This window comes from Flavobacterium sp., from assembly GCF_040402895.1.
Lineage (GTDB): Bacteria > Bacteroidota > Bacteroidia > Flavobacteriales > Flavobacteriaceae > Flavobacterium.
In genome coordinates, this window is the sequence record NZ_JBBALR010000003.1 from 125,681 (window position 1) to 149,909 (window position 24,229).

The window sequence follows — 24,229 nt, forward strand, 5'->3', positions numbered from 1 at the left end:
TAAAAAATAAAAACTAGCATTTATAAAAAAATTTGATTTGAAGTTTATTATATTTGTGAAGAGATAAAACACAATTAATGGAAAAAAAAATTTTACTTGCAGCATGTACTTTGGGCTTTTTAGCTATTATATTTGGAGCGTTTGGAGCGCATGCCCTAAAAAAAATACTTTCTATTGAACAATTAAATTCATTTGAAACAGGTGTCAAATATCAAATGTATCATGCCTTGTTTTTATTGTTTATTGGCACGACGCAAATCATTACATTAAAGGAAAAAGCAATCATATTTTATTTGACTATAACAGGTATATTGTTTTTTTCGGGTTCCATTTATGTATTAACAACTAATGGTTTAACTGGAATTAAATCAAAACTAATTGGTCCTATAACTCCAATTGGCGGACTAATTCTTATTCTATCTTGGGGATACTTATTTTACGCTATTTTATCGAAAAAATAACAGAAAACGTATTTTTGTCAAATTATTGTCTAATTTTGCACTTTAAACAAAAGCAACATAATTAATAATTTTATGGATAACTACGCTCAATTTACGAAATCGATTTCGTTAGAAAAATATGGAATCAAAAACGTTACAGAAATCGTATACAACCCCTCATATGATTTACTTTATAACGAAGAATTGAATAACAAACTACAAGGTTATGAAAAAGGACAATTAACAGAACTTGGTGCTGTTAATGTAATGACAGGTGAGTTTACAGGTCGATCTCCTAAAGACAAATATATTGTTAAAGATAGTACAACAGAAAATACTATTTGGTGGAATTCTGAAAAAGCGGTTAACGATAACAAACCTATTTCAACAGAAACTTGGAACGCATTAAAAGCAACCACTTCCTCGCAATTATCTGGAAAAAGACTTTTTGTAATAGATGCGTTTTGTGGCGCAAATGAAAATACGCGTTTAAAAGTTCGTTTCATAATGGAAGTGGCCTGGCAAGCACATTTTGTAACAAATATGTTTATCAGACCGACCGCAGAAGAGTTAGCCAACTTTGGCGAACCCGATTTTGTAGTGATGAATGGCTCTAAAACAACCTTTAAAGATTATGCCGCACACCATTTAAATTCTGAAGTGTATGTTGCTTTTAATTTAACAGAAAAAATCCAATTAATTGGCGGTACTTGGTATGGTGGAGAAATGAAAAAAGGGTTATTCGCCTTGATGAATTACTACTTACCCTTACAAGGAATTTCTTCTATGCACTGTTCTGCTAATAAAGGAAAAGATGGCGATGTTGCTGTTTTCTTCGGACTTTCAGGAACAGGAAAAACAACGTTATCAACAGATCCAAAACGTGAATTAATTGGCGATGACGAACATGGTTGGGACCATGATGGCGTATTTAATTTTGAAGGAGGTTGCTATGCAAAAACAATTGATTTAAGCGCCGCAAACGAACCTGATATTTTTAAAGCCATAAAAAAAGATGCCTTATTGGAAAATGTTACCGTTGATGCCAATGGTAAAATAGATTTTAAAGATGGTTCAATAACACAAAATACACGTGTTTCTTACCCAATTTATCATATTGATAATATTGTAAAACCGATTTCAAAAGCAGGACATGCTACTAAAGTTATCTTTTTAACAGCTGATGCTTTTGGAGTGATGCCTCCAGTTTCAAAATTAACTCCAGAACAAACAAAATATTATTTTTTATCTGGATTTACCGCTAAATTAGCAGGTACTGAGAGAGGAGTTACTGAACCACAACCTACATTTTCAGCTTGTTTTGGAAAAGCCTTTTTAACTTTACACCCAACAAAATATGGGGAAGAGTTAGTAAAAAAAATGGAAAAACACCAAGCTACTGCTTATATGGTAAACACAGGTTGGAATGGAACTGGAAAACGAATTTCTATTAAAGACACCAGAGCTATAATTGATGCCATTTTAGATGGTTCAATTGAAAAAGCAGCGACTACAACTATACCTGTTTTTAATTTTGTGGTACCTACCGCATTACATGATGTTGATGCTACAATTTTAGATCCAAGAAATACGTATGCAACTGTTTCCGAATGGGATAAAAAAGCAGCAGATTTAGCTTCTCTTTTTATTAAGAATTTTATTCAATATACAGATAATGAAGAAGGAGCCGCCTTAGTTGAAGCAGGTCCAAAATTATAATACCTAACATAATAAATGCAACAAATAGAACGTCTTGAAATCAAGGCGTTTTTTTTATAAAAAAAGCGTTCATTTCTGAACGCTTTTTTAATTTATAACTTAAAAATTTATTTTCCTTTATTTGCTTCGGCCACATATTTTTCCAAAGCACCTGTCATAGATGGTGTACCTGGCGCGGGAGCTAAAATGTCAACTCGTAATCCGTGATCTAAAGCTTCTTTCTGAGTGGTTGGTCCAAACACAGCAATTCTAGTATTGTTTTGTTCGAAATTTGGAAAATTCTTAAACAAAGATTTTATTCCTGTCGGACTAAAAAAAGCCAAAACATCATAATAAACATTTTTTAAATCAGACAAATCACTCATAACTGTTTTGTAAAAAATACCTTGTTTCCAATCAACTTTCAAACCGTCTAATGTTTGTGGAACATCATGATTCAATTGATCTGTATTTGGTAATAAAAACTTTTCGTCTTTATACTTTTTTATTAGTGGAGTCAAATCAGCAAAATCTTTCTGACCTACATAAATTTTACGTTTTCTGTACACCACATATTTTTGTAAGTAGAATGCAACCGCTTCTGATTGACAAAAATATTTTAAATCTTCGGGGATTTTATATCTCATTTCTTCAGCAACTCTAAAAAAGTGATCTATAGCATTTTTACTGGTAAAAATAATCGCTGTAAAATTATTTAAGTCAATTTTTTGCGCTCTTACTTCCTTCGCCGAAACGCCTTCAATATGAATAAAAGGTCTAAAGTCAATTTTAACCTTAAATTTATTTTGCAAATCGTGATATGGAGAATTGTCCACTTTAGGTTCTGGTTGAGAAACCAAAATCGTTTTTACTTTCAAATTTGACATACCTAAAAATTCCTAATTTTTTGTTACCCAATAATACATGAAATAATACGGAACTATTTCAAGCGCGCAAAGATACAAAATAAAATAAAACAATTTACTTAATATCATCTTTTGAAATGTTTTTACTAAAAAATAGTAGGTGAAAAGGTTGTAAAGCAAAAAAACACTAAGTATTATAAAAAAAACTTCTTTTATAGGCCAAAAATTATAATACATAACAATATTAATTGGCAATAAGACAAAACCTAAAAAAGCTCTATAATTAACTTTAATAAGATTAAATTTATCTACTAAACTTTCAGAATTTATTACTGTTGCTATGATTTTTTCTATTAAAAACTTTGATAAAATAAATACAAATAAAAACGTTATAATTTGAATATATGTAATATAATTATCAACTTTTGTATAATTAAAGTAGCTTAACAACAATAAAATAAAAAAGGAAAAGGAAATTAATTGAATTACAAACATGGAAATAGTAAACCAACTTAATAAATTATTAGTGTCTTTGTAAACTTTATTATATTTGTCAGAATAACCTAATTTAATAAATTCATTGAATCTAATTGAAAAAATAGTTTTGTTAAGGGCAACAACAGCAATTGCCATCACAAATAATAAGGTGGCCCAATCTTTATTGACTATAATTCGTTCTGATAATTGTATGATATTCATGCTACAAAAATAGCAAAAAAAATAACTCAATTAATTATAAAATTATTAAGAAAATAAATATAAAAATAACTTAATTTTGTAACGTAAATAAAATAACATGTCAGCAGGAATAGTAATTATACCTACATATAACGAAATTGAAAATATAGAACGGATTATACATGCTGTTTTTCAATTGCCTTCAACTTTCCACGTTTTAATTGTGGATGATAATTCCCCAGACGGAACTTTTAATAAAGTAGCTGAATTACAAAAACAATATCCGGAAAAATTATTTTTAGAAGTTCGAACAAAAAAATCAGGTTTAGGAACTGCATATGTGCATGGATTTAAATGGGCGCTTTCGCATAACTATCCATTTATTTACGAAATGGATGCCGATTTTTCTCACAATCCAAACGATTTAGAAAAACTATATTTGGCTTGTCAAAATGGTGCTGATGTAGCAGTTGGCTCAAGATACTCCAAAGGTGTAAACGTGGTTAATTGGCCTTTAAACCGAGTTTTGATGTCTTATTTTGCTTCTGTTTATGTAAAATTTATTACAGGAATGCAAATTCATGATGCCACTGCAGGTTTCATATGTTATAAAAGAAATGTTTTAGAAACTATTAATATTGATAAAATTAAATTTGTAGGATATGCATTTCAAATAGAAATGAAATACCGTGCCTTTGTAAACAAATTTAAGATAGAAGAAGTGCCAATTATATTCACAGACAGAACGTTAGGCGAATCAAAGATGAGTGGCGCGATTATTCGCGAAGCTGTAATTGGCGTGATTATGTTACGAATTAGAAAAATATTTAACAAACTATAAATGAGTACATTTTTAATTAAAAATGCAAGAATTGTAAATGAAGGAATCGTCTTTGAAGGAGATGTATTAATTGAAAATGAAAAAATTCGTCAAATTGCAGATAATATCAGTGCTAAATCTTCGGAATGTGTTATTATTGATGCAGAGGGAAGTTTTTTAATTCCTGGCGTTATTGATGATCAAGTTCATTTTAGAGAGCCGGGACTTACACATAAAGGCGATATTGCATCAGAAAGTAAAGCCGCTGTTGCTGGTGGAATTACCTCTTTTATTGAACAACCCAATACGGTACCGAATGCAGTAACTCAGGAACTTTTAGAAGATAAATATCAAATTGCTTCAAAAACATCTCATGCCAACTATTCTTTTATGATGGGCGGCACTAACGATAATTTAGAAGAAATTTTAAAAACAAATCCAAAAAATGTAGCCGGTTTAAAACTGTTTTTAGGTTCATCAACTGGTGATATGTTAGTGGATAGCTCTGCCTCGCTAGAAAAAATATTTTCTAATACAAAACTTTTAATAGCCGTTCATAGCGAAGACGAAACCATTGTAAAAAATAATCTTGCGAAATACAAAGAGATCTACGGTGATGACATCCCAGTAGAAAAACATCCTGAAATTAGAAGCGTAGCAGCATGTTACGAATCAACTGTTAGGGTTATTGAATTGGCAAAAAAAACAGGTGCAAGATTGCATGTTTTTCATATTTCAACAGCAAAAGAATTAGACTTGTTTACAAATAAAATTCCGCTTGAAAAGAAACAAATAACAGCTGAAGTTTGTATTCATCATTTATGGTTTACAGATGCAGATTATGAAACCAAGGGCTCATTGATTAAATGGAATCCAGCAGTTAAAAGCCAAGAAGATAAGGACGCCCTTTGGAAAGCACTTTTAGATGATAGAATAGATGTAATTGCCACAGACCATGCACCACATACTTTAGAAGAAAAGTCAAATCCATATACTACTTGTCCAAGTGGCGGCCCATTAGTACAACATGCACTAGTAGCTATGATGGAGTCCTACTCTAAAGGTAAAATTTCTATAGAAAAGATTGTTGAAAAAATGTGTCATAATCCAGCTAAAATTTTCAAAATAGAAAATCGCGGTTTTATTAAAGAAGGCTATTTTGCCGATTTAGTTTTAGTGAATCCTCACATGCCTTGGAATGTAAAAAAAGAGAATATCATTGCAAAATGTGGCTGGTCACCATTTGAAGGAATTAATTTTAAATCGAGAGTAACACATACTTTTGTAAATGGAAAGTTGGCTTACGCCAATGGAAAAGTTAAAGATATTATCGCTGGACAAAGGTTAACTTTTGATAGAGAATAACAATGAAAAAAATAGTTTTATTCGTTTTTGTTTTTGGATTTTTTGCTTGTAACGAAAATCCTGTAAAACGTCCGAAAATACTTTTGGATGAAGAAACAATGGAAAATATTTTATATGATATTGCCATCTTACAAGCAGCAAAAATAAATGCCCCAGATATTTTACAAGCTAACAAAATTGAAGCTAAAGACTACATTTATAAAAAATACAAAATTGATAGTACTACATATCATCAAAATAATAGGTATTATGCTGCAGATATAAACAATTACAAACACATGCACAAACGAATTTTAGCTAGACTTGAAAAACACCAAAATGCTAAAAAATAAAAAAACGCCAAATTCAATGAATTTGGCGTTTTTTTTATGTTCTAAACGTATTACATTTTCATTAACCAATTTCTTACAGCAACTTCTTTGTCAATGATGTTTTTCAAATCGGCAATAGCCACACGTTCTTGAAGCATGGTGTCTCTATAACGAATAGTTACTGTTTTGTCTTCCACCGTTTGATGATCTACAGTAATACAAAATGGTGTTCCCAATGCATCTTGTCGTCTGTAGCGACGACCAACGGCATCTTTTTCATCGTAAGCCACATTAAAATCCCATTTTAATTCTTCCATAATTTCTTTAGCAATTTCAGGTAACCCATCTTTTTTAACCAAAGGCAACACCGCTGCTTTTGTAGGCGCTAAAACAGAAGGCAAACGCAACACGGTTCGGGTTGAACCATCCTCTAATGTTTCTTCTTGCAATGCTTTTGAAAATACAGCCAAAAACATTCTGTCTAATCCCACGGATGTTTCTACTACATAAGGCACGTAATTTTTATTTTCTTCCGTATCAAAATACTGTAATTTTTTACCTGAGAATTGTTCGTGTGCTTTTAAATCGAAATCGGTACGAGAATGTATTCCTTCTAATTCTTTGAATCCGAAAGGAAAATTAAATTCAATATCTGCAGCTGCATTTGCATAGTGCGCTAATTTTTCGTGGTCGTGAAAACGATAATTTTCAGCGCCCAATCCTAAGGATTTATGCCAGTTTAATCGGGTGGTTTTCCAGTATTCGTACCATTTCATTTCTTCACCTGGTTTTACGAAAAACTGCATTTCCATTTGTTCAAATTCTCGCATTCGGAAAATAAATTGTCTTGCAACAATTTCATTTCTAAACGCTTTACCGGTTTGTGCAATTCCAAAAGGAATTTTCATTCGACCTGTTTTTTGAACATTTAAAAAGTTTACAAAAATACCTTGAGCCGTTTCTGGTCGTAAGTACAAATCCATTGCAGTATCCGCAGAAGCACCTAATTTAGTTCCAAACATTAAGTTAAACTGGCGTACTTCTGTCCAATTACGAGATCCAGAATCTGGACAAGCAATTTCTAATTCTTCAATCAAAAGTTTGACATCGTCTAAATCTCCAGCATCTAAGCTTTTCGCCATTCGGGCTAAAATTTCGTTCTTCTTTGATAAATATTCTAGAACTCTTGGATTGGTTGAAATAAATTCTTGTTCATTAAAAGCTTCGCCAAAACGTACTTTTGCTTTTTCAATTTCTTTTTGTGCTTTGATGTTTAATTTTTCGGCATAATCCTCAATTAAAACATCAGCACGATATCTTTTTTTAGAGTCTTTGTTGTCAATTAATGGGTCGTTAAATGCATCAACATGCCCTGAAGCTTTCCATGTGGTAGGATGCATTAATATGGCGGCGTCTAAACCTACAATATTTTCATGCATTTGCACCATGGATTTCCACCAATATTCTCTAATATTTTTTTTTAATTCTACACCGTTTTGTGCGTAATCATATACCGCACTTAAACCATCGTAAATTTCGCTAGAAGGGAAAATAAATCCATATTCTTTTGCATGCGAAACTACATTCTTAAATAAGTCTTCTTGTTTTGCCATGTTGCAAAAGTAAAAATAGGAAAGGAATTAAAAAAGTAATTTTTAATTATAATTAAAAATGGTTGAACTAATTTTAGTTGTTCCTGAATATAAATTTACAATATATCTACCTTTTACCGTTTTGTTCTTTTCTAAATCTACATAACTGCAAACATCCGTTATTTGTTGCTGGTATTCAAACTTTACTAATTTACTGTATTTTAAAGTGTTATTATTGTTTTCAAAAGTCAATTCTTCTACAGAAACGATTTCGTTTTTAGGATTAACAACTTGTACAAAAAATTCTTTTTCGCCAGAGGAAATAGATTTATTTTTATCAACTGTAAAGCAAACTCTAATTTGTTCAATTGGCTTTACTTTATTTGGTGTTTTATTATCTGTAAGAAACTTAACTCCTTTCACTTGTAAATTAGTTACCTCAAATTTAGCATCTTTTAAAACTGTATTTTCAGGAATTTTTGGAGTTTTAACTTCTGGTTTAATTAATGCTCTAAGTTTTTCAATTTGTTTTAGTTTATCTTTTAACAATTTAATTGAATCTTTAATTTTATCCATTTCAATATTTAATTCTGTTAAATTTTTAAATTTAACATTCTTTTTTGGATCTTTTAAATCGGTTACTTTTAAAGATAAATCTTGAAAACTCTCTTCAAAATTATTATATAAATTTGATACGGAATCATATTTAGACAGGATTTCAGATAACTGATTTTGAGTAATCAAAGTTTCTTGCTTCAAAGTATCTTGTAGTTCTTTGGCGGATTTATTATCTTTATAACTTTTAAATAATACTATCAGTAAAAAAAATGATAATAGGAGTATAGCAATCTTATAGTTATTGTTTCTTTTTGAAGACATTCTTAATATTTTTACTAAAGTAAAACTAATGTTTTAATATGATAAAATTTTTCGACAAAATACATAAAAATCTGTTAAACGTTGTATTTCCTGCATTTTGTAATGGCTGTTCGAAATTACTTTTAAAAAATGAAAAAATAATTTGTTCGCAGTGTATTCATAATTTGCCCCTTACACATCATCATCTTTTAAAAGAAACAGAAATTCATAAAGTTTTTTATGGTTTAGTTCCATTTGAATTTGGGGCCTCATTATTATATTTTAGGAAAAAAGGAATTGCACAACATTTAATGCACAATTTAAAATATAAAAACCAACAAGAAATCGGCACTTTTTTAGGAGATTATTTTTCAAAAAACGTATTAGATTTACCTGTTTTTAATGATATTAATGTAATAATTCCTGTGCCCTTACATAAAAAACGACTACACGAAAGAGGATACAATCAAGTTACTACTTTTTGCGAATCGCTTGAAAAAAACTTGGCTATTCCGATTATTGATGATGTATTAATTAAATCGAAAAACTTAAAATCTCAAATTCAAAAATCTAAAGAAAATAGGTTAGAAATTAATAAAAATGTGTTTTCAATTGAAAACGCTCAAAAAATTGAAGGGAAACATATTTTACTTGTAGATGATATTTTTACAACTGGCGCAACTATTGAAGCCTGTGCAAAAGAAATATTAAAAATAAAAAATACCAAAATTAGCATAGTAACTATGGCATATACACAATCATAAAATTTATTTAAAATATTATGCTGCGAATGAATATAATTGTTACTTTGCAGGATTAAACAGCCAAATAATTAATGAAAAAAATCATATTACTTCTTACCATATTTTCTCTTGTCTTTTTCAGTTGCGCTAAAAGAGGCATGATTTCTGGAGGCCCAAAAGACAGTATTGCTCCTGTTATTGTTAAAAGTAGTCCGAAAAATTATGAAACCAATTTTTCCGGGAAAACTATTAAAATCGATTTTAGTGAATACATCCAAGTAAAAGAGATCAACAAACAATTGATTGTATCGCCACCAATGACAAAAAACCCAACAATTGTACCACAAGGAAGCGCGAGTAAATTCATCTCGATTACATTAAATGAAGATTTAAAACCTAATACTACCTATAGTTTTAATTTTGGACAAAGTATTACAGATTATAACGAAGGCAATCCATATTCGCAATTTAAATATGTGTTTTCAACAGGAGCATTTGTAGATTCTTTAAAAGTTTCAGGAGAAATTATTGACGCATTCGAAAAAGAAACGGATGAATTTGTAATCGTAATGTTGTATGACGCTGAAACATATAATGATTCCTTAGTTTATAAAAACAAACCGGTATATATTACCAATACTTTAGAAAAAAATACCAAGTTTACTATTGAAAACATAAAAGAAGGCAACTATTATCTAGTGGCATTAAAAGACAAAAATAACAACTATAATTATCAAGCAAAATCTGAAAAAATTGCCTTTAAGAAAGAAAAAATAAAGATTCCTTCCGATAGTAGCTATACCTTAAAACTATTTGCAGAGAAAAACGAAATCAAAACCTATTCGCCAACAGTAGAAAGTAACAACAAATTGTTTTTAGGATACGAAGGTAATGCAAGTAATGTGAAACTATATTACAAAAAAAACAATACTGATACGCCTTTACGATTTGCAAAATCAGCGAATAGAAAATCGGATACTTTACAAGTTTTTATGCCTAAAGAAGCTAAAGATTCCATACAAATACTTGTGAAATCTGAAAATTACATGAAAAATTATGTAGTGAAATTAAAAAAACTAAAGGAAGCGGATTCATTAAAAGTCACACTTTTCGCTAATAAAAAATTCAAATTCAACGAAAAACTTAGTCTAGAAACCACAACTCCAATTAAAAAAATAAATTCTGAAAAAATATTTCTGAGAAAAAAAGACAGCACTCTAGTATCTTTCACGACAGAAATTAATGATTTTGAGCAATTGATTTCTTTTGATTTTAAACAAGAGGAAAACGAAAAATACGAATTAGAACTTCTTCCTGGAGCCATAGAAGATGAATACGACACGAAGTCTGACAGTTTAAAATTTGCTTTTGATAAAGGTGCCATAAGTGACTATGGAAATTTAAAATTGCGTATGAAAAACATCAATAGATTTCCTTATGTAGTTCAAATTTTAAATACTTCTGGAGACATTGTTGGAGAAAAATATTGCACCAAAGAAACAGAATTGTATTTTGAGGCCATTCAGCCAAGCAACTATCAAGTAAGATTGTTTTACGATGATAACCAAAATAAAATTTGGGATTCTGGTAACTTTAAAACTAAACTTCAGCCCGAAGAAATGATATATTTTCCAGGATTAATTGACGTAAGAGCCAATTGGGATGTGGATCAGGAATTGGAATTAAAACTATAACAATAAAAAACGCATTCCGAATGGAATGCGTTTTTTTAAGTTGTATAATAATTGTATCTAATTAAAGTACACTTGCTTTTAAATATTCTCTATTCATACGAGCGATGTTTTCTAAAGAAATTCCTTTTGGACATTCTACTTCACATGCTCCGGTATTGGTACAATTTCCGAAACCTTCTTCATCCATTTGGCGTACCATATTTAATACTCTTTCTGTAGCTTCAACTTTACCTTGTGGTAATAAAGCATATTGAGATACTTTTGCGCCAACAAATAACATTGCCGAACCATTTTTACAACTAGCTACACAAGCACCACAACCAATACATGCTGCTGCCATAAAGGCTTTGTCTGCATCTTGTTTGTTAATTGGTGTAGCATTGGCATCAATCGTTCTACCAGAAGTATTTACAGAAACGAATCCACCGGCTTGTTGAATTCTATCAAAAGCACTTCTATCCACCATTAAGTCTTTTACAACTGGAAAAGCTTTACTTCTCCATGGTTCAATAAATATTGTTTCTCCGTCTTTAAATTTACGCATGTGCAACTGACAAGTAGTTGTACCTGTGTCTGGACCATGAGCACGACCATTTATGAATAATGAACACATACCACAAATACCTTCACGACAGTCGTGATCAAAAGAAACTGGTTCTTGTTGGTTATTAATTAATTGCTCATTTAATTGGTCTAACATTTCTAAAAAAGAACTGTCTGTAGAAACATTATCTAATTTATACGTTTCCATTTTACCTTTTGCACTAGCATTTTTTTGACGCCAGATTTTAAGGTTAATATTTATATTTTTTTTAGCACTCATAATATCTTATTTATAGTTTCTAGCTGCAATTTTGATAAACTCATATTTCAATTCTTCCTTGTGAAGTACAGATTTACTTGCATCGCTTCCGTTGTATTCCCATGCGGCAACATAACCAAATTTTTCATCATCACGAAGCGTTTCACCTTCAGCATCTTGATATTCTTCACGGAAATGTCCACCACATGATTCTTCACGAACTAAAGCATCTTTCGCCATTAATTGTCCTAATTCAATAAAATCTGCTACACGAAGTGCCTTTTCTAATTCTTGGTTTAATTCGTTAGCTGCACCAGGAACTCTAACATCTGCATAGAAATCTTCTCTTAATTGTCTAATTTCTTCAATTGCTTCCATTAAGCCTTTTTCATTTCTAGCCATTCCGACTTTATTCCACATAATTAGTCCTAATTTTTTGTGGAAATAGTCAACAGATTTTGTCCCATTATTATTTATTAATTGCTCAATAGATTGACGTACGGCATTTTCAGCCTCCATAAATTCTGGAGTATCAGTAGCAATTTTACCTGTTCTAATTTCGTCTGCTAAATAGTTAGAAACCGTGTAAGGTAAAACGAAATACCCATCTGCCAAACCTTGCATTAATGCTGAAGCGCCTAATCGGTTAGCACCGTGATCTGAGAAATTCGCTTCACCAGCAACGAAACATCCTGGAATAGATGACATTAAGTTATAATCAACCCAAACGCCACCCATCGTGTAATGCACCGCAGGATATATTTTCATTGGTGTTTCATATGGATTTTCATCTGTAATTTTTTCATACATGGTAAAAAGATTTCCATATTTAGATTCTACCCATTTTCTACCTAACTCTTGAATCGTGGCATCTGATGGGTTATGATCCCCTTGCATAAACGCAGCTTGTTTTCCTTTGGTAATAATTTCTGAAGCAAAATCTAAATATACGCCTTCATTGGTATCGTTAGATTCAATTCCGTGACCTGCATCACAAACATCTTTCGCTGCACGAGACGCTACATCACGTGGTACTAAGTTTCCAAACGCTGGATATTTTCTTTCTAAAAAATAATCTCTATCTGATTCTTCTATTTGAGTTGGTTTTAATTTACCTGCTCTAATGGCTTCAGCATCTTCTTTTTTAGCAGGTACCCAAATACGACCTGAATTACGCAATGATTCTGACATTAACGTTAATTTAGCCTGATTGGTTCCATGAACAGGAATACAAGTTGGGTGAATTTGCACAAAACAAGGATTGGCAAAATGTGCCCCTTTTTTGTGTACTTTCCAAGAAGCTGTAACGTTACTTCCCATTGCATTAGTAGATAAGAAATATACATTTCCATAACCACCAGATGCAATAATAACCGCGTGAGCGGAATGACGTTCTAATTCGCCAGTAATTAAATTACGCGCAATTATTCCACGCGCTTTGCCATCTACTTTTACAATATCAAGCATTTCATGACGGTTGTACATTTTTACATTTCCTAAACCAATTTGTCTAGATAAGGCAGAATACGCACCTAATAATAATTGTTGACCCGTTTGTCCAGCGGCATAAAAAGTTCTTTGTACTTGAGTACCACCAAACGAACGGTTATCTAATAATCCACCATAATCTCTTGCAAAAGGAACCCCTTGTGCCACACATTGGTCAATGATATTTGAAGATACTTCAGCTAAACGATGTACGTTAGCTTCACGCGCACGGTAGTCACCACCTTTAATTGTATCATAAAATAATCTGTAAGTACTATCGCCATCATTTTGATAGTTTTTTGCAGCGTTAATTCCACCCTGAGCAGCAATGGAATGTGCTCTACGAGGGGAGTCTTGAAAACAAAACGCTTTTACATTGTAACCCATTTCTCCAAATGAAGCAGCGGCCGAAGCACCTGCTAAACCTGTTCCTACTACGATTACATCGATTTTTGGTCTATTATTTGGCGCCACTAACTTAAGACTATTCTTATGGTTGGTCCATTTTTCTGAAATATGACCTTGAGGAATTTTAGAATCTAATGCCATATGTTTTTATTTTGTAAAAAAGTGAATGTAAATTGGAATAATAGCAAACAAAATAGCTACTACAACTGAAAATGCTTTTCCGAATGATTTAATTGCGGGTGTAAATTTTCCATTAACACCTAATGATTGGAAGGCACTTTGAAAACCATGCCATAAATGGAAACCTAATGTCATCATAGATAACACATAAAATATGACGAAAAACAACCCTTCGTTTGGAATTACATTAAATAATTTTCCTTTACTTTTAAAGAAAGTATATGTTAGCTTGTGTAAATCTTTGAAACCAATAAATAAAACTTCACCAGTTTTAGCGTCTTTTACAATGTTTGAACCTTCAATAACTAATTTGGTTGTATTTCCAGGTTGATTATTGTTTTGCTCAACAAGTGATTTTAATGAACCTCCTGGAGGTAATGGAATAGATTGAATCTTAGAATCTGGTGTTCCAATAAGCATGGATTGAGATTGCCCTTGGTTTCCTTGTGTTTTCGTAACTAAAGGCATATTAGCATCAAAATGCATTTTTGCCCAAAAATTTACCATGTGTGTAGCGATAAAAATTAAAACTACCGTTCCTAAAACCGCCATATTTCTTGAAGAAAAACTGCTATTTTTAGAAGGATTACTCATCGCGTAAGCCACTGGACGAGCTTTCTTGTTTTGAATAGCTAAATAAATTCCATCAATAGCATGGAAAATAATAGAAATGTACGTTAAATAAGAAAGTAATTTTACTGCTGGGTTGGTAGTCATAAAAAGTGCATACTTATTAAATTGTAATGCTGCTTCAATAGTATCGCCAGCTAACAATTGTAAGTTACCTAATAAATGTCCAACTAAAAACAAGCATAAGAACAATCCTGTAAGTGCCATCCAATATTTTTTTGCAATAGATGACTTTAAAAATGCTGATTTTGCCATAATTATAGTTAATGTTAATTTGAATATATTTAATGTAAGCAAAAATAAAGGTTATAAGTAAGACTTACAACCTTTGAAAGTTAATTTATAATCATTTTAAATGAGTTTAACATTTGTTGAATATCAACATCTTAAGAATGAAATTTTACCCAAATTTTATCTCATTTGGTTTTTTTCTGTTATTTCAAAAGATTGCGACTCCTTCTTTCCGTTATTTTCTAATTCAATTGTATATTTTCCCGCTGGTAAATAGTATTTTTTATTGCCCGATAGTTTAATTTTTATTTTACTATCTTTCTTTTCCATTGCCGTTTTTGTTTTTTCAGCAATACTTAAATCAAACGCAATTTTAAGCATTCCTTTTTCCGATTTATTTTGACAATTAAAGACCACAATTCCGTCTTTATTTTTTATAGTTAAAGTTGTGTTTGAAAGTTCTTTTACGTAATACCAAATTATGACATTTGGTACGTTTTCAGTTCCCCAAGCAGAACGCTTATTGCCCCAATTTTTAGAAAAAGGAATGTTTTTAATTGGAAATAAAGCCAGGCCATTTGCCTTTGTTTTTTCATTAATTTGTTGAATATTCGAAAGATTTACCTTATACAATGAACGCCCGTGAGTGGCTACAATTAAATCTTTTTCTCTTTTTTGAATGACCAAATCGTGTACGGCAACATTTGGAATAGCTGTTGAAAATTCTTGCCAATTCATTCCTTTATCCATAGAAATAAATAACCCATTATCTGTACCTAAATATAGAATATTTTCATCTTCAGAATCTTCAAGAATTACATTCGCTGCATTTTGATTAATATTTTCCGTCAACAATGTCCAATTCGCACCTAAATCTTCAGAAACGAAGGCATATGTGGTGAAATTATCATTTCTGTATCCATTTAATGTAACATAAATTCTATCGGATTTAAAGGTTGATAATCGTACACGAGACACCCATAAATTTTGTGGCAAATTACTTGAAATTTTTATCCAATTTTCACCACTATCTTTTGTTACATAAATATTTCCATCGTCGGTTCCGACAACTAATTTACCAAATTTAAATTTACTTTCGGCTATAGAAGTTATAGTCCCAAAGGGCACATTACCTTCCGTTTTTCCATTAGTTAAATCAGTAGAAATTTTTTCCCAATCTTCGCCTTGATTCATTGATCGAAATACATATTGTCCGCCAAAATAAATAACATCTTGATTATGCGATGACAACAAAATAGGTGTTTGCCAATTAAATCTGTAGGGTTCCTCTTTTTTTTCTGCTTGAGGAGTAATGTAATTTCTTTCTCCTGTAATTCTGTCTATTTTAGAATAATTTCCGAACTGGTATCCGGTGTAAACCAAATTATTTGTTCTAGTATCTATTTGAACTTGCATGCCATCTCCACCACTTAAAAATTCGTAAGGATATTTTCCGTCTTGTAACCATTCTACATTGTGCTCGTAATTGTTTGGCCCTACCCAAACGCCATTATCTTGCAATCCGCCATATACTTCATAATTCTCTTTATTGTCCACATTTACACTATAAAATTGCCCAACAGCCTGGTTGTTGCATTTTATCCAATGTTTTCCGTTATCGTATGTAATATTCACACCTCCATCATTTCCATTTATTACATGATTTGGGTTTTTTGGATTCACCCAACAAACGTGATGATCCGCATGAACGTTTTCTTTACTAATTGCTTCAAATGATTTTCCTCCATCATTAGAAAACAATAAAGGAACTGCAGAAATATAAATTCTATTTTCATTGGATTCATCTACAGTAATATCTGCAAAATAATATCCATAAGAATAAAAAGCGTCATCTATAAACAAATCATGCGTTTTTTTCCAAGTTTTACCTGAATCTGTTGTTTTGTAAATTTCTGCACCTATTACATCCACTTCAAATAAAGCGGAATTGGCATCTTTAGGCTTTTCGTTTAACGCATTTGGTCGTAAATTCTGATTGTCAACAATGGCGTAAGTACTATTTTCACTAAATGAAGTTAAACCAATTCTACCTATTCCACTATTAGATGGAAAACCAGAATTATCACTTATTTTTTTCCAAGTAGTTCCAGCATCTTCACTTTTATAAATTCCTGAATGTATTCCATTTCCTTTGAAATTATTTGCTTTACGTTCGCGTTGCCAAGCCGCAGCAAACATAATTTTTGAGTTGTTTGGTGCAAAACTAATATCTACAATTCCTGTTTCATCATTGATGAATAATGTTTTTGTCCAATTTTCTCCTCCATCAGTGGTTTTAAAAATGCCTCTTTCTTCATTTTTGGAATACAAATGTCCTAAAACACCAACCACAATTTCATTAGAATTATTTGGATTTATCCATATTTTAGAAATATGATGGCTATCTGGCAAACCAATATTTGTCCATGTTTTGCCTTTATCTGTAGATTTCAATACACCAATTCCAGCATAAGATGAACGAGAAGAATTTACTTCGCCAGTTCCGACCAAAATCAATCCTGAATTCCAATCTACGGCAACACAACCAATATTTTGTGTTGGTGCAGTATCCATAACAGGTTCAAAACTAGTACCATTATTATTGGTATACCAAAGACCGCCAGATGCATAAGCTGCATAAAATTCAGAGGGGTTTTGAGTATTTACAGCCAAATCTACTACTCTACCACTCATTATTGTAGGCCCAATATTCTGAAAAGCAATGGATTTAAAATTATTGACTTGAGACAAAGAAACGAAAGTACTAAGAAGAGAGATAAAAAATATAACTTTTTTCATTTTTATATAATTTGATTGGTTTCAAAATTAATAGAATTATTTGACAACTATTTGTTTGAAAGTTATTAATTTTGAAAACTATTACTAATAGTATCAAAAAATGAAATATTTACCAATAAATCGAGAACTTTTTATTAAAAATCGTAAAAACTTTATGGCACAAATGAAGCCAAACGGAGTTGCTATTTTTAATTCTAATGATATTTATCCTGTTTCTGCAGATAGTACATTGCCATTTGCACAACATCGAGATATTTTTTACTTATCAGGTGTTGATCAAGAGGAAAGCGTATTAATGTTGTTTCCAGACGCGCCATATGAACATTTGAAAGAAGTTTTATTTTTAAAAGAAACGAACGAGCACATAGCCATTTGGGAAGGCGAAAAATTAACTAAAGAACGTGCTTTTGAAGTAGCGGGAATCCAATCGGTATATTGGCTTCAAGATTTTCATAAAGTTTTAAAAGAAGTGATGATGTATGCCGATACGATGTACATAAACACCAATGAACATTACAGAGCAGCAGTAGAAACAGAAACACGTGAAGACCGTTTTATCAAATGGTGGAAAAACGAATATCCTGCGCATAAAGTAGAAAAATCAAATCCAATTTTACAACGTTTACGTTCCGTAAAAGACCAAATTGAATTAGATTTAATTCAAAATGCGTGTACTATAACTGAAAAAGGAGTGCGAAGAGTATTAAACTTCGTAAAACCTGGCGTAACCGAGTATGAGATTGAAGCGGAATTGGCACACGAATTTTTACGTAATCGTTCGAAAGGTTTTGCTTATACACCAATTATTGCTTCAGGAAACAATGCAAATGTCTTACATTATATAGAAAACAACCAAGTTTGTAATGCTGGCGATTTAATTTTATTAGATGTTGGTGCAGAATATGCAAATTATTCTTCTGATTTAACCCGTGTAATACCTGTTTCGGGACGTTTTACTGAAAGACAGAAGGCGGTTTACAACGCCGTTTTAAATGTAAAAAACGAAGCTACAAAATTACTTTTACCTGGAACTTTATGGAAACAATATCACATAGAAGTTGGTAAAATAATGACTTCAGAATTATTAGGTTTGGGCTTAATTACAAAAGCGGATGTACAGAATGAAAATCCAGAATGGCCAGCGTATAAAAAATATTTCATGCACGGAACGTCACACCATTTAGGTTTAGATACGCACGATTATGGTTTATTACATGAACCCATGCAAGCCAATATGGTTTTTACTGTAGAGCCAGGAATTTATATCCCTGCAGAAGGTTTTGGAATACGTTTAGAAGATGATGTGGTGATTCAACCAAAAGGAGAACCTTTCAACTTAATGAAAAATATTCCTATCGAAGCAGATGAAATTGAATCGATAATGAATGCTTAGTTTAGAAAAAAGAGAATAGAGTATAGAAAATAGACGGTTTACGAAAGTGAGCCGTTTTTTTTGAAGACAAAAAACTTTGTGTGCTTTGCGTTTAAACTCTACATTTGTATTTATGAAAACCACGAACTTCAAAAATACTAAAATCAGTTATACCGACCAAGGAAAAGGCACTGCGGTTATTTTGTTACACGGTTTTTTGGAAAACAGTACCATGTGGAACTATTTGGCGCCTGTTTTAGCTAAAAAAAACCGAGTGATTTGTGTTGATTTGTTAGGTCACGGGCAAACCGATTGTTTAGGATACATTCATAGTATGGAAGACATGGCGGATGCTGTTCATCAAGTAATTTCCGAATTAAAAATCAGAAAAGCGGTTTTTGTTGGGCATTCTATGGGGGGTTATGTAGCTTTAGCTGTTGCCGAATTGTACCCAGAATTCATGAAAGGTTTAGTATTGTTAAATTCGACTTCTCGTGCCGATAGTGACGAACGTATTGCTAATAGAAACCGAGCTATAAAAGCAGTGAAACAAAATTATGTGGCTGCGGTTAGAATGAGTATCGCCAATTTATTTTCAGAGGAAAACAGAACAATACTTTCGGAACAAATTGAATGGGTTCGGGAAGAAGCACTTCAAACTTCGTTACAAGGAATTATTGCTGCTCAAGAAGGTATGAAATTAAGAAAAGACCGAGAAGTAATTTTACATTTTGCAACCTATCCAATTTTATTAATTTTAGGAAAAAAAGACCCTGTTTTAAATTATGAAGAAAATGTAGAACAAATTGAAGGCACAAATGTAAAACTAATAACTTTCAACGACGGACATATGAGTCACCTAGAAAACCAAGCGGAGTTGGAAAAAGTTATGGTCGGATTTTTGAAGGGTTAACCACAAAGCATACAAAGATTTAGGTCTCCCAAAACTTAAACAAGACATGTAAAAAACCTTTGCAATTTTAGTATATTACTTCTTTAAAAGAAATCTCAGGATTCAAAATTTCTTGAATTAAAATTACCAATTCTTCTTTAAAATTTACTAAAAATTCAGTTGTAATTACTGTTTCACCAACTACACCTCTGCCTTTACCAAATGTAAAAGGTAAAAATCCAGCTTTCATGTTCTTAAAAGAAAAAATTCCGACTTCCACATTATAATTTTCTTTTAAAGGATTTTCTTGAAACATTAATGCATAACACAATAATTGAATAATTTTATCATTAGACAAATCAAGTGTTAAACCTTCAAAAGTATTTATTTTAAGATTATTTCCTTCAACTTTTCCAGTTTTATAATCGATGATACGAATGGTATTATTTCGCAGCTCAATTCTGTCTACTTTCCCTGAAATTTTAACTGGGAATGGTAAATTATGATGTTCAAATATGGTTTCATGTGGTTTTTCTAAAGACAAAATAAATAGTTCGTCACCAGTTTCAATAGTTTGTTTCTCTTGAATTAAAAAATTATAAATATTTCGTTTGGCCACTTCAAAAGCAATTAAATTTTTACCTTTTTTGATGTCGCCTTCTTTGTAAACATCTTTAAATTTTTCTAATGTGATTGCTTCTATATTTTGTATCATCACCTCAATATCTGAAACTTGAATTGGAATATTTTTGCCTTCGAAAGGAGCATACATTTTTTCTAACACTTCATGAATTATAGTTCCTAAAGTATTAGCCGCCACATTTTCTTCTACCTCATCATTTTCACGAACGCCTAAAATTCGTTGGTAATAAAACTGAATCGGATTTCGTAAATAATTAGTTAAAGCAGAAGGCGAAAACCCTTTAATAGTTGCAATTTCTGTTAATCTATCTAAAATAGGTTGTGTTTTTATTACCTCAATCGGTTGATAAATTGTATCCGGTTTAATTGCGTTATAAAAAACCTTTTTTAGCGTATGATTTGGTAGATGTTCAATTTCTAATTGTGTAATAAATCGGCTCTTCTCTCCTGCATCAATACCTTCAGAATGGGTATTATAAAGTAAATAAATATTTTTAGCCCGTTGTAATAAGCGATAAAAATGATACGTAAAGATGGCATCACGTTCTTTATATGTTGGCAGTCCTTTTTCTAATTTTACATCATGCGGAATAAAGGAATTATTAGATTTTCCGCCAGGCAATTTACCTTCATTTAGCGAAGTAATAATTACATTTTCGAAATCCAAAACGCGACTTTCCAAAATCCCCATAATTTGTAAACCTTTTAGTGGTTCGCCTTCAAAAGAAACCTGAGCTTGGTCTATAACTTGTTTATAGATACTAAATAAAATATTTAAATTTTCAATATTTTTATACGATTCATAATAATTTGTAATTTTTAAAATTACATTATATATTGAAAAAACAAATGCTTTAGTAACTTTATCTTGCTCGTTTTGATTACTTAAATGTGTTTTAATATAAATCAGAATGGCTTTTAATTTCTCTAAAATTTCAGATATGGATTCATTCCAATCGAAAAACAAATGATGTACTAATTCATTATTTGATAAATCGTATTTGAAAAATAATTCTTCTAATCGATTACTCGTTATAAAAGTTAAATTAGAATTTTTTATTATTTTAACTACTTCATTAGCTTGGATACTTGAGACAATTAATGGATTATTTAATATTTCTAATACTTCTTTATAGTAAAATACACTTTGTTTTTTATTTCTATTTTGAGCGTTTAAATGCAGTTGAAATAATTTGTAAATTAGTATTTGTGCTGGATTGTTTTTACTTGGATACCCCATTGTAATATTTAAATTCTCCACCTCAACTGGTAAAGCATTTAAAACGGGAAGTAAAATATTTTCTTCGCTTAGAACAAGTGCAGTATTTTCTAATGATTTGTTTTCAAATACGATTTTTTCTATAATTTTTCCAGCAATTTTTGCTTGTCCAATAGATTTAGGTGTACCAATAACTTCAATATTTTTATTATTTGAAAATGAATTGGTAATCCAATTAAAAGGTTGTGTTTCAAAATATTTCCAAGATTTTTTTATTCGACGTAAAAACAAACCTGCATCATGGAATTCATCTTTTAAGAAAACAGTATCAATATCCCAATACACAGTCGCTTTTTTGGTTTCCAACAAGCATTTAATTATAGTTTCTTCAGCTGCATTTAAAGCATTAAAACCAGCAAACACATAGGTTTCGTTCTGAATTTTTTCAGAAAAAGCCAAACAATTTTCGGCTGATTTTCTATATAACAACCCTTGATATCCTACTTTTTTATTTAATAAATGGGTTGTAAATGCTTCATAATAGAAAGGCATTAATTTCCAAAATTCTAAGTGGCTTTCAATTAATTTAGATTGGTTATTTACATTTGGCGTCCAATGTTTAATGCGCTCAATATCTAATAAATAGGAGAAAATTTCATTCTGATTGATTAAATACCTGTCAATTTCATTAAAATCTTGAATTAAAGTAACCGCCCAACTTGAAAATTTTTCAAAATCTTGTTGTTTTAATTTTTCGGTATTATCTAAATAAACAATAAAAAACTCAAACAAAAGTTCAATATTATCAAGTGTCCTTAATTGCGCAATTTCCTCAATAAGCGTTTCAATACTTACTATTTTGGGTGCTAAAAAAGTATCTGAAGATTGTTTTTTTAATTCTCCTAATAAAAAAATTTTAGCGCGCTTGTTCGGTAAAACAATAGTAGTGTGGTGTAACGAAGATGAGTTATTACTTAATAACTCTTTTGCTAATTTAGATAAAAATGATGCCTCCATGGCAATAAAGATAAAAAAAAGGTCTCAATAAATTGAGACCTTTTTAAAATATTATGAGAGAAAAATTATTTTACTAATTTAACTTCTACTCTTCTGTTTTGCGCTTTTCCAGCTTTAGTTGCGTTAGTTGCAACTGGCTTAGTTTCACCAAAACCTTCAGATGTTAATCTGTCAGCAGCAATACCATTATCAATTAAGAATGTTCTTACGGCAGCAGCTCTATTTTGAGATAAAAGTAAATTTGATTGATCTTTACCATCTGAATCTGTATGACCTTCTAAAGCAAATTTAGCAGAAGGATATTCTTTTAATATAGCAACAATAGCTTGTAATACTGGGTATGTTTGTTTTTGGAATGATGATTTAGCAGAATCAAATAATATTGTTTTAGCATAATCATTTAGTTTTTTCATTGTGTCTTCAGATACCTCAGGACATCCGTTATTTGCAACAGTTCCAGCTAAAGTTGGACATTTGTCATCTTTATCTAAAACTTTATCGCCATCAGTATCAGGCCATGGGCATCCACCGTTAGCTTTTTCACCTTTTACAGTAGGGCATTTGTCGTTTTGATCAGCAATTCCATCTCCATCTGCATCTGGACAACCTTTTAAAACTGGTAAACCCGCAACATCAACACACGCGTCATCTTTATCAGCAACAGTATCGCCATCTTGGTCAGGACATCCATTCATTTCTGGAGAACCTGCTTCTTCTGGACAAGCATCAGCTGAATCTTGGATTCCATCAGAATCTGAGTCAGGACAACCTTGGAAAGCTGCTAATCCTTTAACATCTGGACAAGAATCTTCTGCGTCAATAATACCGTCATCATCTCTGTCTTTCGCCCCAAATTGGAATTTTAAACCGGCTTGGTGAAAAATATGTGTTGGCACATCTACATTTGCTAGTCTAGTATCGTCGAAACTATATTTTAAAGTAGAACCTAAAGTTAATGCTACATTTTTAGCAAACCAAAAGTTTAATCCCCATCCAGCATTAACTGTTCCAGCAGAAGCATCACCAAAAAAAGTGTAACCTCCACCTAAATTTAAAGTTGGATCAAACCATTTTGATTTTAATAAACTTTTAAAACTGTAAGTGATTGCTGCATCAACTCCATAAAAATCTAAATCACCAGGATTAATAACCTCAGAGGTGTTTTTAGTTTGAGGTATGTGATTTGCCCATTTTGTAATTTTGTTAAATGAACCCGTTAAACCAAAACTGAAGTTGTCTCCAACATTTTTAGCTACACTTAAATAAGAAACTGAAGGCACGATATTAAAGTTTTCCTTTACGTTATTCAATTTTTCAAATCTAAGGTGGTCATTTCCTTTCATGCTAATTTTTGTATCAATGGCGTTAACTCCAAAAGATACGGCCCATGGGTTTGTGCTGTTTTGAGCATTAGCTGCAAATCCAGCTAATATTAACGCCCCAGCAAATAGTTTGTTAAGATGTTTCATACTTTTTATTTAATT

The 24,229-nt window shown here is 31.4% G+C and carries 19 protein-coding genes; 9 read left to right on the forward strand and 10 right to left on the reverse strand.

Annotation, left to right across the window (positions count from 1 at the left end):
- Window positions 1–77 precede the first annotated feature (77 nt).
- On the forward strand, window positions 78–461 hold the full coding sequence (locus tag ABWP60_RS04595) for a DUF423 domain-containing protein (protein ID WP_353149175.1): 384 nt from the start codon (window positions 78–80) through the stop codon (window positions 459–461).
- 72 nt (window positions 462–533) lie between these two features.
- Window positions 534–2,159 (forward strand): phosphoenolpyruvate carboxykinase (ATP), encoded by a 1,626-nt coding sequence (gene pckA, locus ABWP60_RS04600; RefSeq protein WP_353149178.1) that lies wholly within the window; start codon window positions 534–536, stop codon window positions 2,157–2,159.
- Window positions 2,160–2,266: 107 nt separating this feature from the next.
- Here pckA and ABWP60_RS04605 read toward each other — a convergent pair whose 3' ends face one another.
- Both ABWP60_RS04605 and ABWP60_RS04610 read right to left on the reverse strand, forming a co-directional pair.
- Window positions 2,267–3,016 carry a uroporphyrinogen-III synthase gene (locus ABWP60_RS04605; RefSeq protein ID WP_353149322.1) on the reverse strand — a complete coding sequence of 250 codons (750 nt, stop codon included), beginning with the start codon at window positions 3,014–3,016 and terminating at the stop codon, window positions 2,267–2,269.
- A gap of 21 nt (window positions 3,017–3,037) precedes the next feature.
- A complete protein-coding gene (locus tag ABWP60_RS04610; RefSeq protein ID WP_353149181.1) occupies window positions 3,038–3,703 on the reverse strand; it encodes a DUF4271 domain-containing protein in 666 nt (221 codons plus the stop codon).
- A gap of 97 nt (window positions 3,704–3,800) precedes the next feature.
- Here ABWP60_RS04610 and ABWP60_RS04615 point away from each other — a divergent pair, with 97 nt between their 5' ends.
- Genes ABWP60_RS04615 through ABWP60_RS04625 form a run of 3 tightly spaced genes read left to right on the forward strand, consistent with a single transcriptional unit; the run spans window position 3,801 to window position 6,199 of the window.
- Complete coding sequence (locus tag ABWP60_RS04615; RefSeq protein ID WP_353149184.1) at window positions 3,801–4,523, forward strand: polyprenol monophosphomannose synthase; 723 nt, start codon at window positions 3,801–3,803, stop codon at window positions 4,521–4,523.
- Window positions 4,524–5,867, forward strand: a complete 1,344-nt coding sequence (locus tag ABWP60_RS04620; RefSeq protein WP_353149187.1) for a dihydroorotase — start codon at window positions 4,524–4,526, stop codon at window positions 5,865–5,867. It begins immediately after the preceding gene.
- Between the two features lie 2 nt (window positions 5,868–5,869).
- The gene (locus ABWP60_RS04625; RefSeq protein WP_353149190.1) at window positions 5,870–6,199 is read left to right on the forward strand and encodes a DUF4296 domain-containing protein; all 330 of its coding nucleotides are present in this window, start codon (window positions 5,870–5,872) and stop codon (window positions 6,197–6,199) included.
- 50 nt (window positions 6,200–6,249) lie between these two features.
- Here the strand turns inward: ABWP60_RS04625 and ABWP60_RS04630 are convergent, their stop codons facing one another.
- Together ABWP60_RS04630 and ABWP60_RS04635 are read right to left on the reverse strand one after the other, a co-directional pair.
- Window positions 6,250–7,791: a glycine--tRNA ligase gene (locus ABWP60_RS04630; RefSeq protein WP_353149193.1), complete on the reverse strand. Its 1,542-nt coding sequence runs from the start codon at window positions 7,789–7,791 to the stop codon at window positions 6,250–6,252.
- A 42-nt stretch (window positions 7,792–7,833) separates the two neighbouring features.
- Entirely contained in the window at window positions 7,834–8,649 is an 816-nt protein-coding gene (locus ABWP60_RS04635; RefSeq protein ID WP_353149196.1) for a DUF8428 domain-containing protein, read from the reverse strand.
- Between the two features lie 38 nt (window positions 8,650–8,687).
- Between ABWP60_RS04635 and ABWP60_RS04640 the strand changes: the two genes are divergently transcribed.
- Together ABWP60_RS04640 and ABWP60_RS04645 are read left to right on the forward strand one after the other, a co-directional pair.
- Window positions 8,688–9,392, forward strand: coding sequence for a ComF family protein (locus ABWP60_RS04640; RefSeq protein WP_353149199.1), 705 nt, complete (start codon window positions 8,688–8,690; stop codon window positions 9,390–9,392).
- A gap of 71 nt (window positions 9,393–9,463) precedes the next feature.
- Window positions 9,464–11,065, forward strand: a complete 1,602-nt coding sequence (locus ABWP60_RS04645) for an Ig-like domain-containing domain (protein ID WP_353149202.1) — start codon at window positions 9,464–9,466, stop codon at window positions 11,063–11,065.
- Between the two features lie 61 nt (window positions 11,066–11,126).
- Here the strand turns inward: ABWP60_RS04645 and ABWP60_RS04650 are convergent, their stop codons facing one another.
- The 4 genes from ABWP60_RS04650 to ABWP60_RS04665 all read right to left on the reverse strand — a co-directional run bounded on the left by ABWP60_RS04650 (window position 11,127) and on the right by ABWP60_RS04665 (window position 17,603).
- Window positions 11,127–11,888 carry a succinate dehydrogenase/fumarate reductase iron-sulfur subunit gene (locus ABWP60_RS04650; RefSeq protein ID WP_353149205.1) on the reverse strand — a complete coding sequence of 254 codons (762 nt, stop codon included), beginning with the start codon at window positions 11,886–11,888 and terminating at the stop codon, window positions 11,127–11,129.
- Between the two features lie 6 nt (window positions 11,889–11,894).
- Window positions 11,895–13,904, reverse strand: coding sequence for a fumarate reductase/succinate dehydrogenase flavoprotein subunit (locus ABWP60_RS04655; protein ID WP_353149208.1), 2,010 nt, complete (start codon window positions 13,902–13,904; stop codon window positions 11,895–11,897).
- Window positions 13,905–13,910: 6 nt separating this feature from the next.
- Entirely contained in the window at window positions 13,911–14,828 is a 918-nt protein-coding gene (locus ABWP60_RS04660) for a succinate dehydrogenase cytochrome b subunit (RefSeq protein ID WP_353149211.1), read from the reverse strand.
- Between the two features lie 156 nt (window positions 14,829–14,984).
- Complete coding sequence (locus tag ABWP60_RS04665; protein ID WP_353149214.1) at window positions 14,985–17,603, reverse strand: WD40/YVTN/BNR-like repeat-containing protein; 2,619 nt, start codon at window positions 17,601–17,603, stop codon at window positions 14,985–14,987.
- Window positions 17,604–17,703: 100 nt separating this feature from the next.
- On the opposite strand from ABWP60_RS04665, the gene ABWP60_RS04670 reads away from it, so the two are divergent.
- Window positions 17,704–18,996 (forward strand): aminopeptidase P family protein, encoded by a 1,293-nt coding sequence (locus ABWP60_RS04670; RefSeq protein ID WP_353149217.1) that lies wholly within the window; start codon window positions 17,704–17,706, stop codon window positions 18,994–18,996.
- 112 nt (window positions 18,997–19,108) lie between these two features.
- Complete coding sequence (locus ABWP60_RS04675; protein ID WP_353149220.1) at window positions 19,109–19,888, forward strand: alpha/beta fold hydrolase; 780 nt, start codon at window positions 19,109–19,111, stop codon at window positions 19,886–19,888.
- Between the two features lie 67 nt (window positions 19,889–19,955).
- On the opposite strand, the gene ABWP60_RS04680 is transcribed toward ABWP60_RS04675, so the two are convergent.
- Complete coding sequence (locus tag ABWP60_RS04680; protein WP_353149222.1) at window positions 19,956–22,745, reverse strand: PD-(D/E)XK nuclease family protein; 2,790 nt, start codon at window positions 22,743–22,745, stop codon at window positions 19,956–19,958.
- Between the two features lie 65 nt (window positions 22,746–22,810).
- Window positions 22,811–24,214 carry an OmpA family protein gene (locus ABWP60_RS04685; RefSeq protein WP_353149225.1) on the reverse strand — a complete coding sequence of 468 codons (1,404 nt, stop codon included), beginning with the start codon at window positions 24,212–24,214 and terminating at the stop codon, window positions 22,811–22,813.
- Between the last annotated feature and the right edge of the window lie 15 nt (window positions 24,215–24,229).